The following is a 16540-nucleotide window of genomic DNA, read 5'->3' as shown; positions in this document are numbered from 1 at the left end:
GTTCTGACCGATGGAGGTCACCATGGCATTATTCATCACCAAGCGCCTGCTGATGGCGTTGGCCACCGTGCTGGTGGTTGCGGTGCTGGCATTCCTGCTCGTGCACGCAATGCCCGGCAGCCCCGGAGCCGTTTCGCTCGGAGCCGGCGCGTCCCAGGAAGCGATCGACGAGGTCAATGCGCGCCTCGGCTGGAACGATCCGCTCCTGACGCAGTTCGTCCGCTGGCTTGGGGACGCAGTCCAGGGCGACCTGGGGATCTCCCTGATCGATGGCCGGTCAGTCTCCGATGACCTGGCGAGCAGGCTGCCTGTGACCGCTTCGCTGGCGGCCGGCGCCACCGTCCTCAGCGCCGTCTTCGGAATTGGCCTTGGTGTGAGCGCAGCAGTACGCGGCGGCCTGGTGGACCGGCTCGTCGGCGGGCTCTGCGGCCTCGCCGTGGCATTGCCGGCCTTCTGGATCGGCATCATCTTCGTCTACCTGTTTGCCGTCCAGTCATCCGTTTTCCCCGCCACCGGCTACGTTCCCTTCGAGGTGTCCCCGCAGGACTGGGCGATGTCCCTGGCCCTGCCGGTGATCACCCTGGCAGTTGGCGGCGCGGCGTTCATTGCCCGCCAGACCAGGGCTTCAATGCTGGATGCGCTGCAGCAGGAACACATCCGGACCTTGCGGGCTACTGCGACGCCCACTTGGAAAATCCTCTACATCCACGCACTGCGTTACGCCAGCCTGCCGATTGTGGCCGGCATCGCCCTGCAGTTCATGGGCTTGTTCGGTGGCTCAGTCATCGCAGAACAGCTCTTTGCCATGCCAGGCCTGGGCCAGGCAGCCCAGAGCTCCGTCAGCACCCACGATGCGCCGGCCGTCCAGGGCGTGGTGGTGATCGCCACCGTCGTGGTGGTCGCGGTGAACCTGGCGCTCGAACTCGCCACCAAATTCCTCGACCCGAAGTTGCGTGCTGCATGATCCCCAACGTTGCACCCGCCCCCGCCGACAGCCCGGTTGAAAGCCCCGTCTCTGCTGTCCAGCCCGCCTCCGGCCGGCCCAAGCCGGGTCTTCCCGCCTCCGGCCCCAGGAGTGCCTTCACCCGGCTGTCGGCCCATCGGCTCTTTTCCTCACCGGGCGGCGTCGCCGGGTTACTGTGGCTGGCCGCCCTGGTGGCCGCGTCCCTGACCGCCCCTTGGTGGCTGCCGTTCAAAACCGAGGACCAGGACTTCACCGCCGTCCTGTCCGGCCCCACGGCCGCGCACTGGCTGGGCGCGGACGAACTGGGCCGGGACATCCTGAGCCGCATTTTCGCCTCAGCCGCCGCTACCCTGGGCACGTCCTTCATCACGGTCCTGGTGGGCATCGGCCTCGGAACCATCCTGGCCATGACCGCCGCCGCCTCCTATCGGGCCGAGGGCATCATCAGCCGGACCACCGAGATCATGATGTCCCTGCCGTCAACGGTCATCATCCTCGCAGTGATCGGAGCCGTAGGGACCAACATCCCCTTCATCATGGCCGTCCTCGGCGTGTTTATGTCCGCCGGCGTCTACCGGGTGATGCTGGGCCAGGCCAAGTCGCTGCAGTCCCAGCTTTATGTGGACGCAGCAAGGGTTGACGGAGTCAGCCCCCTTGGCATCAGCCTGCGCCATGTCCTGCCTGGCCTGACCAACACCATCGTTGTCCAGTCCGCACTCATCTTCGCTGTCGGCATGCTCATCCAGGCCGGACTTGCCTTCATCGGCTTCGGCCCGCCGCTTCCGGCCCCCAGCTGGGGCGGGATGATCCAGAGCGCCTCCCAGCATGTCTATGACGCGCCGTGGCTGATGGTCCCCACCGGTGCCGTGCTGGCACTGACGGTCCTGGCCGCCAATGCCATCGGCAACGCCCTGGGCAAGGCACCCAACGCCACCGCGTCCCACCTGCCGTCAGCGGTTGCCCGCCGGCAGCGCGCCAAAGCTGTTGCCGCCGTCGGGGCCGCCCCGGTGGCCACTGATACCGCACCGCCCAAGGGTCAGCTCAGTGTCCGGGGACTGTCGGTAGGGGTCGACGGCGGCCCCCGCCTGGTCACGGACGTCTCCTTCGACGTCGAACAGGGCACCGTCCTGGGCCTCGTGGGCGAGTCCGGCTGCGGCAAGACCATGACCGCGCTGTCGCTCCTGGGCCTGCTCCCGTCCGGTGTTGTGGCCACCGGCGGGCAGATCCTGTGGAACGGCCAGAACCTGGCTGCCGCGTCCGACAGTGGCATGGAAGCCATCCGCGGCCGTGAGATCGCCCTGATCTCCCAGGAGCCCATGCGGGCGTTGGACCCGATGTTCACGGTGGGCTACCAGCTCATCTCCGCTATCCGGCGGCTCCGGGAAATGGGGAAAGCTGAGGCCCGGAAGGAAGCACTCAGCCTGCTGGAGAAGGTGGGCATCGTGGACGCGGAGCGCATCCTCAAGACCTACCCGCACGAGATCTCCGGCGGCATGGCGCAGCGCGTCGCGATTGCCCTGGCACTCTCCGGCCGGCCCCGCCTGCTCGTGGCCGATGAGCCCACCACCGCGCTGGACGTGACGGTCCAGGCCGAGATTCTCTCGCTCCTGCGGTCCCTGGTGAAGGACACCGGGATGTCCGTGGTCATGGTCACCCATGATCTCGGTGTGGTGGCTGACATCTGCGACCAGGTAGCCGTGATGTACGCGGGCCAGGTGGTGGAGAACGGCAAAACCACCACCATCCTGGACAACCCGCGGCACCCCTACACCCTTGCGCTCCTCGCCGCAGACCCGCACGCAAACGATGCGTCCGACATGCCGGAACGCCTGGCCACCATCAGCGGCCAGGTTCCACAGCCCAAGGACTGGCCCTCCGGCTGCCGCTTTATGGCCCGCTGCCAGTTCGCCGGCTCGGCCTGCGCTGCACCTGTCCCGCTGCTGCCTTCCGGCTCCGGTGACGGACTGGTCCGCTGCGTCAAAGCCGACGAACTGGCCGTGGAAGGCCTCGAATGGGTGGCCACCGAGGTCCCCGGCCACCGGATGGTGGACATCACACCCAAACCATTGCACCGGGTTGAACCGCTGAACATTGTTGAAAAGGACCTGGCATGAGCATCGCAACCGATTCCCGGCGGGAAACACCCAACGGCGTCCTGGACGGCCCCATGCTCGACGTGAAGGACCTCGTGGTCCGCTACGGCCGCGGCCGCAAGGCCGCAGCCGCCCCGGCCGCCGTCGACCGCGTCAGCTTTGCCATCCAGCCCGGCGAAACCGTGGGCCTGGTGGGGGAGTCCGGCTCGGGAAAGTCCACCATCGGCAAAGCAATCCTTGGACTGCAGAAGACCGCCGGCGGAACCATCAGCTACCAGGGCAAGGACATCACCCAGGCCGGAGCGGCCGAACGCCGCGCCCTCGGCGGGGAACTGCGGGCCGTCTTCCAGGACCCCAACTCCTCGCTCAACCCGCGCCAGACCATCGGGGCTTCCCTGGCCGAGCCCCTTCGCCTCCGCGGTGCCTCCGCCGGCGAAGCACGGGCCAAGGCCGAGGCCATGCTGGAACGCGTGGGCCTGCCCCGCGAGGCGGTGGACCGCTATCCCAGCCAGTTCTCCGGCGGCCAGCGCCAGCGCATCGCCGTGGCCCGGGCCCTGATCTGCGAACCCCGGCTGGTGGTCTGCGACGAAGCAGTCAGCGCCCTGGACCTCTCCACCCAGGCCCAGGTGCTCAACCTCCTCGCCGATCTCCGGGACGAACGCGGATTGAGCTACCTGTTCATCGCACACGACATCTCCGTGGTGCAGTTCCTGGCCCAGCGAGTGGTGGTCCTCTACCGCGGCCAGGTTATGGAAAGCGGACCTGTAGCCGCAGTGACCGAATCGCCCAAGCACCCCTTCACCCAGGCCCTCGTTGCCGCCTCGCCGGTGCCCCGCCCTGCCGAACAGGCCGAGCGGCGGAACCTCCGGGAGTCGATGGGCGTGCGGACAGCTTCCTCCGTTTCCGCGACCCCCGGCGGCTGCCCGTTCCGGCAACGATGCCCGCTGGCCACCGATCTCTGCGCCGCCGAACGCCCGGCATTACGCACGGTGGGCCAGTCCGACGTCGCCTGCCACTACGCCTGAACGGAATCCCTTGGACCAGCCCACCCGCCTGAGAACTGACCACCTGAGCGAGGCCTTCGGCATCACCCATACCGCCCCCCGGTTCAGTTGGACGCCGCCGCAGGGCACCACCCGGCAAACGGCTTACCAGCTGGCCGCCAGCAACGGCTGGGACAGCGGCCGGGTAGAGTCGGCTGCCCACAGCCAGGTCCCGTACGCCGGACCGGACCTCGGCTCCCGAGACCGGTTTGAGTGGACGGTCAGGACATGGAACCTTGACGCCCACGGCGTCGAGCAGGCGTCCGCCTGGTCCGTGCCCATGATCGTGGAGATCGGTCTCCTCCACCCAGCCGACTGGTCCGCCGAGTGGATCGGCCCGGACGAGCCGGTTATCCCCGCGCCGGCCGAGCGCCCCGGCTATGCCCTGTACCGCGGCTTCACCCTTGAGGCCTCCCCGGAGTCTGCACGGGCCTACGCCACAGCGCACGGGATCTACGAGCTGTTCATCAACGGCCGGCGCGTGGGGGACCAGGAGCTCACCCCCGGTTCCACGAGCTACCACAGCACACTGCAGGTGCAGGCTTTCGATATCACCGCGTTGCTCCGCGCCGGCACCAACACGGTCCGGGCGGTCCTCACCGATGGCTGGTACCGCGGCACGTTCGGGTTCACGCGCGACGTCGATATGTACGGGGCACAGACTGCGCTCCTGGTGCAGGTGGAACTTGAGACCGGGGGAGCCCGGAGCGTCATCGGCACCGACGAATCGTGGCTGGTGTATCCCACGGAGATTGCCGCCGCGGATCTGATGGCCGGCCAGCAGGTGGACTTCCGCCTGCTGGGTGACTCGGGCGTCCCCAGCCACGCCGTTCTGCGGGAAGGCAGCTTCGATACCCTCACGGGCCCCGTTGCTCCGCCCACCCGGATCGTGGAGGAGCTGGTCCCCGTCAGTATCATCCGCCTGCCCAACGGCAACCAGGTGGTGGACCTGGGCCAGAACATCAACGGCTGGATCCGCCTGTCCAAGCTTGGGACCCCGGGACACAAGGTGACACTTGTGTACGGCGAGACCCTGGGCTCCGATGGCGACGTCAGCCAGGACCACCTCCGCCCCATCGACTTCAGGAACCCCGGGCAGTTCCTCGCGGCGGGGCAGGTGGATTCGGTCATCGCTTCCGGCGCCGCCGGTGAAGTCTTCGAACCCCGCCACACCGCCCACGGATTCCAGTACGTCTCCGTCAAGGGACTGGAGGAGGACCTCCTGCTCGCCGACGTCGTGGGCTGCATGGTCCAGACCGACCTGGAACGCGTGGGATCGTTCACCTGCAGCAACGCCCGGCTGAACACACTGCACGAGATCGTGGAGTGGAGCTTCCGCGGCAACGCCTGCGAGGTCCCCACCGACTGTCCCCAGCGCGAAAAAGCCGGCTGGACCGGCGACTGGCAGCTGTTTGTGCCTACCGCGGCCTACCTCTTCGACGTGAGCGGATTCTCGCGGAAATGGCTCAACGACGTCCGGGCCGACCAGTGGGAAAACGGAGTCGTCTCCAACATCTCACCCTCACCCGGGGCCGACGTCATCAGCGCAGACTTCATGGCCTTCGCCAACGGCTCTTCGGGCTGGGGCGATGCCATCGTGATGGTGCCCTGGGAGATCTACCGTGCCACCGGCGACGCCGCATTCCTCGAGGAGAACTGGGATGCCATGAACCGGTGGCTTGGCTTCATCCGCGGCACCGCGGAGGGAAACCGGCACCCGGCCAGGACTTCAGCAAGCGCCGTGCCTGCCCCGCACGAGCAGTACCTCTGGGACACCGGCTTCCACTTCGGGGAATGGATGGAACCGGGCGGACCCGCGCCGGACCTCTTCGCTTCCAAAGCTGCTGACAACGGCATCGTCGCCACGGCCTACTACCGGCACTCCGCCGCCATCCTGGCCACCGTGGCCGCCGTCCTGGGCAAAGATGCAGAAGCCCTCAAGCTGGCGAAGCTCTCCGAAAACGTCCGCCGCGCCTGGCAGCAGGAATACCTGCTGCCGGACGGAACGGTCGACGGCGGCACGCAGGCCAACTGCGTCCGTGCCCTGGCCTTTGACCTTGTTCCGGACGCCAAGCGGGCCGCCGTCGCAGACCAGCTCGCGGGCCTGGTCAGGAATGCGGGCATCCATCTGGGGACCGGCTTCCTCTCGACGCCATACCTGCTCCCTGTCCTCGCCGACAACGGCTATCTGGACCTCGCCTACGAATTGCTGATGCAGGACTCCGAGCCCTCGTGGCTGGTGATGGTGGACCGCGGTGCCACCACCATGTGGGAAGCCTGGGACGGCATCGCGTCAGACGGCTCGGCCCGGCAGTCGCTGAACCATTACAGCAAGGGTGCCGTGGTTTCCTTCCTGCACCGCTACACCGCGGGACTGCGTCAGGCCCCCGGCAGCGCAGGCTGGGAGGACATCATCATCGAACCCCGTCCGGGTGCCGGGCTGACGTCCGCCAGCACCTCGCACCAGGGGCCGCAGGGCCTCATCGACGTCGAGTGGATAACCGCCGACGGCGTGCTGACGCTCACCGTCACCGTGCCGCCCGGAACCACCGCCGAGGTCAGGCTGCCCGGTGAGCCGGCTGCCGCCGGCGGGCCTGGCACCCGTACTTTTATCGCCGCCGCCCCGGCTGCCGGGGTCTATACACCTACTGATCTTGCAAGGAGTGCACTATGACACCGGAGACTACTGCCACCACGGACAGCCCGCGGCGGATGCCCGCGCCGCCGCCATTTCCGGCCTTCGGACGGCTGGGCGATCCGGCGGAAGTGTCCCCGCACTCGATGTTGCACCGGGAAGTCAGCTACGCGATCGCCGTCGGCTTCCGCCGGCTGTCCATGGACATCTGGCTGCCCCGGCAGGCCACCGCCCCGGTACCCCTGGTGGTATGGATCCACGGCGGAGCCTTCCAGCTGGGCGACCGCCGCGAATTGCCGCCCACCTTTGCACCCGATTCCGTGTTCCGGATCCTGAACGAGGCAGGCATCGCCTGCGCCACAGTGGACTACCGGCACGCGCTCGAGGCGCCCTTCCCCGCCCAGCTGCACGACATCAAAGCAGCCGTCCGCTACCTGCGCGCCTATGCAGATGCCCTGGGCATTGACCCGGGACGGATCGGCGCATGGGGCGAATCCGCCGGCGGGCACCTTGCTGCCCTGCTCGGCCTCACGGGTGACCGGGCGGACCTCGAGGGTGGCCTCGGTGTACAGGGGGAGTCCAGCGCCGTCACCGCCGTCGTCGATTTCTACGGTGTCTCCTCCCTTCCGGATATGCCGCCCATGGATACGCCCCCCGGCCTCATGTCCGGCCCTCTGATGGCCGCCGTCCCCTCCGGGCATGTCCACGGAACCGGGGCCCATGCTGGTGGGCGGCACCGCCGATCCTGCCTTGCTCGCCGCCGCCAGCCCGCTGGGCTACGTCACCGCCGGGGCGCCCCCGTTCCTCCTGATCCACGGCGACAGCGACGGCCTGGTCCCGCTGTCCCAGAGTGAACTGCTCGCCGGCGCACTGACGTCCGCTGGCGTGCGTAATGATTTGATCACCATCAAAGGCGGCGACCATTGCTTCTTCTTCGCCGAGGACCAGGTGGACGGAATCCTCCGCACCGCCGTGGACTACTTCACCCGCGAACTCAACCCCACTTCTGGAGCCACCCGATGACCACCACACCCTCCGCCCTCCGCTTCGAACACCACGAGGAGCCCTTCGGCATCGGCGAGGACCGGCCGCGGCTTTCGTGGCAGGTCAGCACACACACGGACGGCTGGGTCCAGACTGCCTACGAGCTGGAACTCGGCGCTGACGAAGGCACGTTGGTCAGCTACGGCAGGACCGACTCAGCAGAGCAGCTCCTGCAGGAGTGGCCGGCGCCGCCGCTGAACAGCCGGCAGCGGGTTGGGGCCCGCGTCCGGGTCTGGGGAACGGGCGACGACGGGCCCTCCGCGTGGAGCCCTGTCGCCTACGTCGAAGCCGGGCTGCTGCAGCCCGAGGACTGGCAGGCCGCCATGATCCGGCCGGCCTGGGACGAGGCCAGCGAATCGATCGAACCGGCAGCCTGCCTGAGCCGGACGTTCGAGGTGAACGGCCCTGTGGCCTCGGCCCGCCTTTACGCCAGCGCCCATGGCGTCTATGTCGCCTCGATCAACGGCCGGCGTGTGGGCCGCGACATCCTTGCACCGGGCTGGACCAGCTACCACCACCGCCTGCGGTACCAGACCTACGACGTCACCGACTACCTGCAGCCGGGCACAAATGTTATCGGGCTGGAAGTCGCTGACGGCTGGTGGCGCGGCTACCTGGGCTTCCAGGGCAAGCGCAATACCTACCACGACCGCACCGCTGTGCTGGCGCAGCTTGAAATGACCGACGACGGCGGCACCGTCACCGTCCTGGGAACGGACAGCCACTGGTTGGCCGGCCGCAGCCCCATTGTGGCCGCAGACCTCTACGTCGGCGAAACCTACGACGCCCGGCTTCAGGACGGCGGCTGGGCCGGTTCGGACCGGCAGCCTTCCTCCGCCGCAGAGAATGATGAACTGCATCCTGTAGAAATCGAGGCCTTCGACGCCGCGGTGCTCGTGGCGCCGGACGGTCCGCCGGTCCGCGCCACAGAGGAGCGGGACGTCGCTGCGGTGCTGGCCTCGCCGTCCGGGAAGACCATCCTGGACTTCGGGCAGAATCTGGTGGGCAGGGTCCGGATCACCGTCAACGGACCCGCCGGCACGGAGGTCACGCTGCGGCACGCCGAAGTCCTGGAGCACGGCGAACTGGGCGTCCGGCCGCTCCGCGAAGCCAAGCAGACGGACGTGTACATCCTCAACGGTGCCGCCGGCGGCGAAACGTGGGAGCCCGAGTTCACCATCCACGGCTTCCGCTACGTCGAGGTGAGCGGCTGGCCCGGCGACGTAGACCCCGAAGCCTTCACCGCCGTCGTGATCCATTCAGACCTTGCCCGCACCGGGACCTTTGAATGCTCCGATCCCATGCTGAACCAGCTGCACTCCAACGTGGTCTGGGGCATGCGCGGAAACTTCGTGGACGTACCCACGGACTGCCCGCAGCGCAACGAACGCCTCGGCTGGACCGGGGACTTCCAGATCTTCGCGGCCACAGCTTCTTTCCTGTACCGGATTCCCGGCTTCACCACGTCCTGGCTCAAGGACATGGCTGCAGAGCAGGGAACCGACGGCCCGCCGCCCTTGGTGGTTCCGGAGGTGGTGGCCGACAAGCCGCCGTTCCCGGACCGCCCGGTCATGGCCGCGTGGGGTGACGCCGCCGTCCTGGTGCCCTGGGTGATGTACCAGCGCACCGGTGACCTGGAATTCCTGCGCCGCCAGCTTCCCGGAATGAAGGCGTGGCTGGAGGCTGCCGCCCAGGCTGCCGGGCCGGAGCTCCGCTTTGAACACGGGTTCCAGTTCGGTGACTGGCTGGACCCGGCCGCGGCTCCGGATAAGCCGGGCGATGCCCGCACTCCATGGCAGCTCGTGGCGCAGGCCTACCTCGCCTGTTCGTCCCGGGTAGCCGCAGAGTCCGCGGAGCGGCTGGGGGAGGATTCCGCCGGCCTGCGCAGGCTTTCGCAGCGGGCTTCCGCGGTGTTCCGTGAGCACTACGTCTCCGACGGCGGCCGGTTGAACCCGCCTACCCAGACGGCCTACGCCGTGGCGCTGACCTTCGGGTTGCTCGAGCACGCGGAGGAAGCAGTGGCCGCTGCCGGGCTGGCCGCAGCGGTGGAGGACGACGGCTACCGCATCGCCACCGGCTTCGTGGGAACCCCGCTCGTCTGCGACGCTTTGACCGACCACGGCTACACGAACGCGGCCTACCGCCTGCTGCTTCAGACAGAGTGCCCCTCCTGGCTCTACCCGGTGACCATGGGCGCCACGACCATCTGGGAACGCTGGGACTCCATGCTTCCGGACGGCAGCATCAACGAGGGCGAGATGACGTCCTTCAACCACTATGCCCTGGGTGCCGTGGCCGACTGGATGCACCGCAGCCTTGCCGGGCTCGCCCCTGCTGAACCGGGCTACCGGAAATTGCTGGTCAGGCCCCGGCCAGGCGGCGGCCTGGACTGGGCCGAAGCCAGGCACGAGACCCCCTACGGTTTAGCCTCGGTGCGTTGGGAACTGGCAGGGCAGGACTTCACATTGGACGTGACCGTCCCGGCAGGCTGCACGGCCACTGTTCACCTGCCGGACGGTTCCGATGCTGTGGAGGTGGGGTCCGGCGCGCATTCCTTCGCCTGTGACTTCCGGCCGGCCGAAGTTGGCGGCGCTGCCGGTGCTGACGGCCTTGAGGGCCCGGCAGGTGCCGTCCGCGGTGAGCCCGAGCCGGTCCTGCAGCCATGAGTCTGGATCCGGAGCTGGCCGTCCTGATGGAGCACGTGGCAGAGGCGGCATCCTTTGCCGAGCTGCTCGCTGATCCGTCCGGCACCGACCGGCTGGAGGCTTTCAGCGGCGGCGGGTTGCCGTATTCGCAGCCCCATGTCCCCGTCCTTACGGTCAGTGCACCGGGCCCCAACGGACCCGTGCCCGTGCGGGTGTACGGCTCCGGGAGTCCGTTGCAGCCGGGCGGGACCGACGGCGGCGTCCCCGGCCTGGTGTGGCTGCACGGCGGCGGCTTTGCCGGCGGCGATCTGGACATGCGCGAGGCCGACCAGTTGGCGCGTGAACTGGTGGCACGGACCGGCGGCGTCGTGTTTTCCGTGGATTACCGGCTGGCGCGGGCCGGAGTGCACTTCCCTGTGCCGCATGAGGATGTCCTCGCCGCCTGGCTCTGGGCGGCAGAGCGCGCACCGGATTTCGGGGTGCTTCCGGCGAAGCTGTGCATCGGCGGTGCCAGCGCGGGGGCAAACCTGGCGGTGGGAGCGGTGATGTACCTGAACGACGTCGGGAAACCGCTGCCGGCGAAGATACTCCTGGCCTATCCGCTCCTGCACGCGGCGCTGCCTCCCGCGGACGACCCTTCCGGCGTTCTGTCCGGTCTTCCCCGGATCCTGCGTTTCTCTGCTGACGACTGCAGCGCCATGCTGGAGAACTACATTGGTGGTCCCGTGGCCATGGCCTCCTCCTACGCCGTGCCCGGAAACGCGGACCCGTCCGGGCTTCCGCCCGCTGCCATCCTGGCGTCGGAGTACGACGATCTGCGCCCCTCCGCAGAACTCTACGCGGACAGCCTTCGCCATGCCGGCATTCCCGTGGAATACCGGTTGGAGAGCGGTGCCACCCATGGCTATCTCAACCATTCAGCGGCCATGGGCGTGGTCCAGCGGGGTTTGTCCTTCCTGTCCACGGAACTGGCGACGGCGAAGCCATTTCAATGATTGGAATAGGCTGTTCAGGTCCGGCCGCGGATCCGACAGTCTTGGAGTAACAGGCCGGGACATCGAGGATCCGGCGGAAGCAACAGGCAGAAGACACAAAGGGAGTCAACGATGACGGAAGGTCGCGTGTTTAGGGGCGTGGAGTTCGCCCGTGCCGGCAACCACGGCTCCCGTCCGCTCCTGCTGGACCTCTACCTCCCGGCCGCACAGGAGACCCTGCGTCCCGCCGTCGTGCATTTCCATGGCGGCGGCTGGCGGATGGGGGAGCGGTCCTCCCTGGGGCCGGTGTGTGACGGCTTCGGCCTGACCCCGTTCGAGGTCCTGACGGAGGCCGGCTTTGTGGTTGCCTCCGCTGACTACCGCCTGAGTTCCGAAGCACATTTCCCTGCCCAGCTGGACGATGCGCAGGCGGCGGTGGAATGGTTGCGGAGCCATGCTGCCGAGTACGGTGTGGATCCCGCGAAGATCTACGCGTGGGGTGACTCTGCCGGCGGACACCTGGCAAGCCTGGTGGGCCTCACCGGTGAACACCGCAGCAGCGTGGCCGCAGTCGCCGCCTGGTACCCGCCCACTGACCTGAATTCCATGGCGGAGCAGGCGCTGCCCAACGCCGTCTCACGGCCCAGCGATCCCGGCTCCCGTGAAGAGCTGCTGATCGGTGCGCCACTGGCCGGCCACCCGGACAAAGCCGCCGCTGCAAGCCCCATCACCTACGCTGGCAGAGGCGCCCCGCCCTTCCTCCTGGTGCACGGCACGGCAGACCGCTTCGTCCCGGCAGCCCAATCCGAATCCCTGGCAGCCCAGCTGAGGGACTCAGGGGCCGACGTCGAACTCCTCCTCATCGAAGGCGCCGACCATATGTGGTCCCTCCCCGATGGAAGCTCAGTCGCCGCTGAAAAGGCGCTGGCTGCCACCGTGTCGTTCTTCCAGCACCAATCCGGCCTCCCCTAGATTTTTCTGCTCCACCCCGCCTCGGCACAGCCCGCCATGGGTCTCATTGCCGTGCCCTCCTACCGATAACCGCCCCCGGGCGAACCTGAAAGGCCCTCCATGCAGTACATAGGCATTAACCACGACGGCGACACCTGGGTCGCAGCCCTGAACGGCACCCGGGTCTTCCCGCTGGCATCGGTCACGGATTTCTGGGCCGACGCGGCCGGCTGGCAGGACAAGGCTGTGGCCATCGTCGCCGACGCTGCTGCAGGCCGGGACAAGGCTGTGGCCATCGTCGCCGACGCTGCTGCAGGCCGGGACAAGGCAGAGGTCACCGAAGTACCGCTGGTGCCGGCTTCTGCCCGTGTGATCTGCGTGGGGCTCAACTACAAGGCGCACGCAGCGGAAGGCAGCTACAAGGACCAGGACCTTCCGCCCTATCCCACCCTGTTTGGCCGATGGACGGCCTCGCTGTCCGTGGGCCAGGTCCCAGTGCCCGTACCGCGCGGGGAAGCCGGCCTGGACTGGGAAGGCGAGGTTGCCGCCTACATCGGCGAGCGCGTTGAGTCGGCGGATGAGGCAACCGCTGCAAAGGCCGTCTTCGGCTACTCCACCTTCAACGACCTGACGGCCCGGCGCGCCCAGAAGCTGACGTCCCAGTGGACGCTGGGCAAGAACGGCGACTTCAGCGGCCCCCTCGGCCCCCTGGTCAGCCGCGACGAAGTGGGCGATCTCCGTGACGGCCTCCAGGTGCGGACCCGCGTCAACGGCGCCGAGGTCCAGAACGGCAACACCCGGGACATGATCTTCTCCGTGCCGGCCATCATTTCCCTGATCAGCGAAACCTTCACCCTCCACCCCGGTGACGTGATCGCCACCGGCACCCCCGAAGGTGTGGGATATGCCCGCACCCCGCAGTGGCTCCTGCAGGCAGGGGACACCGTGGAGGTCGAGATAGAGCGGCTGGGCACCCTGGTAACCCCCATCGGTGAACCTTCACTCCGGGCGAGGGCCTGATGGCGGCCGTCAACGATGCCGGCCTGGCGGACCTCCCGGCGGACATTCCGGTGCTGATTTCCGGTGGAGGCCCCAGCGGACTGTTCCTTGCCCTGGACCTCGCCCACCGCGGAATCCGCAGCATCGTCATCGAGCCCCGCACCTCCATCGACCCGGACCGGCCGCGTGCCAAGACCACCAACGCGCGCACCATGACCCACCTGCGGCGCCTCGGCCTGGCAACGGCGCTGCGCGAGGCGGCTCCGCTCCCGGTGGGGTTCGCGCAGGACATCATCTTCTGCACGTCTTTGACCGGCCACGAAGTCCGCCGCTTCGAAAACGCCTTCCAGCTCGAAACCGGCCGGTATGAACCCCAGCCGGAATGCGGGCAGCAGGTACCGCAGCCTGTCCTGGAGACCGTGCTTCGCGACGCTGTGGCGGCTTCTGCGTATGCCACACTGCTGACCGGTCTGCACGTTGAAGACTATGTGGCTGCCTCTCCTGGCGCCGGCCATCAGGTGACCGTGGCCGATGCCGCGGGTGCCCGTCGCACCGTGGACTGCACGTTCCTGGCAGGGGCTGACGGCAGCTCCTCCACCGTCCGCCGAGGCCTGGGGCTGCGGCTTGAAGGCGGCTCCGCGGCGCTGTCCAACATCAGCATCCTCTTCCGGTCCCGCGATCTCGCCGACACCATCAGCCTGGACCCCGCGGTCCAGTACTGGGTCCTCGGTCCCGGTACGGCGGGCATGGTGGGCCGGATGGACCTGGACCAGACATGGTGGGCCATCATCCAGGGCGTCGATGCCCAGCACGCCGGTACCCAGGACGCTGATGACCGGGGCGACGGGGGCAGGCCGGACCTCGACCCCGTGGCCCTCGTCCGTTCTCTGGTGGGGGCCGACGTCGAGGTTGACGTCATCGCCACCGACCCCTGGACAGCACGCATGCTCCTCGCCCCCTCCTACGGGCACGACGGCGTCTTCCTGGTGGGCGACGCCGCCCACCAGAACCCGCCCTGGGGTGGCCACGGCTTCAACACCTGCATCGGCGACGCCGCAAACCTCGCCTGGAAAATCGCCGCAGCCCTCGACGGGTGGGCCGGCCCGGACCTGCTGGACAGCTACGAACTGGAACGGCGCCCGGTGGCCGAGCGCACCATCAACGACGCCGCCACCAACGGCAAGGCGCTGGCCTATCACTTCGCGGATCCGGCCCTCGAGCTGGACGGTGCGGACGGAGTTGCCGCCCGCGAACGCGCCCACGAGGCACTTGCGGTGAAACGGAGCGAGTTCGATTCCCTCGGGCTGGTCCTTGGCTACAGCTACGCGGAGTCCCCGGCAGTGGTACCGGACGGTTCGCCCGTTCCCGCCGAGGATCCCATCCGCTACATCCCTTCTGCCAGTCCGGGGGCACTGCTGCCGCACGCGTGGCTGGACGGCCCGACGTCGGTCTACGACCTCTTGGGGGACGGCTTCACGCTGCTGGTGGACGCCGGCGCCCTGGCAGGCGCCGCCGTCGAGGACCGTTACGGCTCCGTCGTGGCTGCCGCGGCCGGGCAGCGGATTCCGCTGACAGTCGCCGCTGTGGCTCCGGACGGGAATGGAGTACCAATGGCTGACCTGTGGGCCGCCGAGGCTGTCCTGGTCCGCCCGGACCAGCACGTGGCGTGGCGGGGGAGTGCCGCCGACGCAGCAGCCCAGGCCCTGCCCACCGCCGCGGGATGGTCCCGCAGGGAAACCTTGAAGATACAGGAGAGCAGCCATGTCAGCGCCGTCGTTTCGTGATTTCCTTTTTCAGCCGGACCACCCCCGGGTAGCGTCCATCCGCGGTATGGACGCCAGGACCTACGCGGAGGCGGCCAAGGACGATCCGTTCGCAGGACCTATGATCGAGGGCTGGAAGAAGCTCTACCCCCAGCCCTTCACTGGGGTGACCAGCGACGGCGTCGTCCGCGAAGGCCTGTTCCCGCTCACCGGGGCCCGCCCCGGAGAGGAGGCGCCGACGTCGGACATGGTCGCCGCGGCCGAAAAGCTGCTGGCCCTCGCCTCACTGGAACAGGTCAGCCGCCTGAGCTACGCGGTCGGTGCACCCGAGTGGCAGAGCTGGGCCAACCCGGAATTCATGCAGCACGATACCGGACTGCGCCTGGACGAACTGGATCCCGCTCTCCGCGACGCCGCACTGGCCGTGGTGGAAGCGAGCCTGAGTCCGGAGGGCTACGCGCTGGCCCGGAACCTGATGCGGATCAACGGCTTCCTTGGCGACCTGGTGGACCTGCCGTTGCTGATGAACGACTACAGCTACAACTTTGCCCTCTATGGCGTCCCCTCCGAGACGGAACCGTGGGGCTGGCAATTGTTCGGCCACCACCTTGCCCTCAACTGCCTCGTGGCCGGCACCCAGTTGGTGGTCACGCCGGCGTTCCTGGGCGCCGAGCCGGACATCATCGACGCCGGGCCCCACCAAGGTGTGAAGGTGTTCAAGGAACGCATCCAGTGGGCGCGTGGGCTGATGGCGGCGCTGCCGGACTCTTTGCGCCGGGACGCTGTGGTGTTCGAGCACATGCAGGACCCGGCCATGCCTGAGGGACGGATGCACCCGGGGGACGAACGGCACCTCGCCGGCTGCTTCCAGGACAACCGCGTCATTCCCTACGAAGGCATCCCTGTCAGTTCTATGCCTGCTGAAGCGTTGGCGTTCTTGGACAAGGTGGTGGACGACTCCATCGCCTACCTGCCGGCCGGGCCCCGCGCCGCCCGCCGCCGTGAAATCCAGGAGCACTACGCCGAAACCTGGTTCTCGTGGATCGGTGGCTGGCAGGGTGAGGATCCTTTCTACTTCCGCATCCAGAGTCCCGTGGTCATCCTGGAACTCGACCACCACACCGGCGTCTTCCTCGATAACGACACCCCTGCCCCGTTCCACATGCACACCGTGGTCCGGACGCCCAACGGCAACGACTACGGCCGCGCCCTGGTCAACCAGTTTCAATCCTTCTAAAGCAACGCGCTCAATCCCATCAGAGCAACGCGGGGTCACTCCACGCCCAATAAATCGACTTTATCGGTCCGGGAGTGACCCCGCGTTGGGTTTCGAAACACCCGTTGGGTTTCGAAACACCCGTTGGGTTTCGAAACGAATGGCCCGGACTTCCTTTCGGAAGTCCGGGCCATTCTGTTTGACGGGCCTCTG

The 16540-nt window shown here is 67.9% G+C and carries 12 protein-coding genes; all 12 read left to right on the top strand.

The features are described 5' to 3' along the window. Nucleotides 1–10 precede the first annotated feature (10 nt). The 12 genes from AC1MCA_RS00110 (at nucleotide 11) to AC1MCA_RS00055 (ending at nucleotide 16348) form a co-directional block, all read left to right on the top strand. On the top strand, nucleotides 11–964 hold the full coding sequence (locus AC1MCA_RS00110; protein WP_479800302.1) for an ABC transporter permease: 954 nt from the start codon (nucleotides 11–13) through the stop codon (nucleotides 962–964). Beyond that, complete coding sequence (locus tag AC1MCA_RS00105; RefSeq protein ID WP_479800301.1) at nucleotides 961–3078, top strand: dipeptide/oligopeptide/nickel ABC transporter permease/ATP-binding protein; 2118 nt, start codon at nucleotides 961–963, stop codon at nucleotides 3076–3078. The genes AC1MCA_RS00110 and AC1MCA_RS00105 overlap by 4 nt, the downstream gene beginning before the upstream one ends. Continuing rightward, nucleotides 3075–4082: an oligopeptide/dipeptide ABC transporter ATP-binding protein gene (locus tag AC1MCA_RS00100; protein WP_479800299.1), complete on the top strand. Its 1008-nt coding sequence runs from the start codon at nucleotides 3075–3077 to the stop codon at nucleotides 4080–4082. Before AC1MCA_RS00105 ends, AC1MCA_RS00100 begins: the two co-directional genes overlap by 4 nt. Before the next feature lie 10 nt (nucleotides 4083–4092). Next, the gene (locus AC1MCA_RS00095; protein ID WP_479800298.1) at nucleotides 4093–6774 is read left to right on the top strand and encodes an alpha-L-rhamnosidase; all 2682 of its coding nucleotides are present in this window, start codon (nucleotides 4093–4095) and stop codon (nucleotides 6772–6774) included. Further along, a complete protein-coding gene (locus tag AC1MCA_RS00090) occupies nucleotides 6771–7589 on the top strand; it encodes an alpha/beta hydrolase fold domain-containing protein (protein ID WP_479800296.1) in 819 nt (272 codons plus the stop codon). Before AC1MCA_RS00095 ends, AC1MCA_RS00090 begins: the two co-directional genes overlap by 4 nt. Next, entirely contained in the window at nucleotides 7486–7758 is a 273-nt protein-coding gene (locus tag AC1MCA_RS00085) for an alpha/beta hydrolase family protein (RefSeq protein WP_479800295.1), read from the top strand. Before AC1MCA_RS00090 ends, AC1MCA_RS00085 begins: the two co-directional genes overlap by 104 nt. Beyond that, nucleotides 7755–10445 (top strand): glycoside hydrolase family 78 protein, encoded by a 2691-nt coding sequence (locus AC1MCA_RS00080; RefSeq protein ID WP_479800294.1) that lies wholly within the window; start codon nucleotides 7755–7757, stop codon nucleotides 10443–10445. The genes AC1MCA_RS00085 and AC1MCA_RS00080 overlap by 4 nt, the downstream gene beginning before the upstream one ends. Continuing rightward, on the top strand, nucleotides 10442–11419 hold the full coding sequence (locus AC1MCA_RS00075; protein WP_479800292.1) for an alpha/beta hydrolase: 978 nt from the start codon (nucleotides 10442–10444) through the stop codon (nucleotides 11417–11419). The genes AC1MCA_RS00080 and AC1MCA_RS00075 overlap by 4 nt, the downstream gene beginning before the upstream one ends. Before the next feature lie 111 nt (nucleotides 11420–11530). Continuing rightward, nucleotides 11531–12370, top strand: a complete 840-nt coding sequence (locus AC1MCA_RS00070; protein WP_479800290.1) for an alpha/beta hydrolase fold domain-containing protein — start codon at nucleotides 11531–11533, stop codon at nucleotides 12368–12370. A gap of 99 nt (nucleotides 12371–12469) precedes the next feature. Then, nucleotides 12470–13369, top strand: a complete 900-nt coding sequence (locus tag AC1MCA_RS00065; protein ID WP_479800289.1) for a fumarylacetoacetate hydrolase family protein — start codon at nucleotides 12470–12472, stop codon at nucleotides 13367–13369. Beyond that, the gene (locus AC1MCA_RS00060; RefSeq protein ID WP_479800288.1) at nucleotides 13369–15132 is read left to right on the top strand and encodes an FAD-dependent monooxygenase; all 1764 of its coding nucleotides are present in this window, start codon (nucleotides 13369–13371) and stop codon (nucleotides 15130–15132) included. The genes AC1MCA_RS00065 and AC1MCA_RS00060 overlap by 1 nt, the downstream gene beginning before the upstream one ends. Next, complete coding sequence (locus AC1MCA_RS00055; protein ID WP_479800287.1) at nucleotides 15110–16348, top strand: DUF3500 domain-containing protein; 1239 nt, start codon at nucleotides 15110–15112, stop codon at nucleotides 16346–16348. The genes AC1MCA_RS00060 and AC1MCA_RS00055 overlap by 23 nt, the downstream gene beginning before the upstream one ends. Nucleotides 16349–16540 lie beyond the last annotated feature (192 nt).

The sequence above is a fragment of the Arthrobacter sp. BK1 genome, assembly GCF_056680055.1.
The sequence above is the reverse complement of the archived record's forward strand: the minus strand, read 5'-3'. Positions and strand labels throughout refer to the sequence as shown.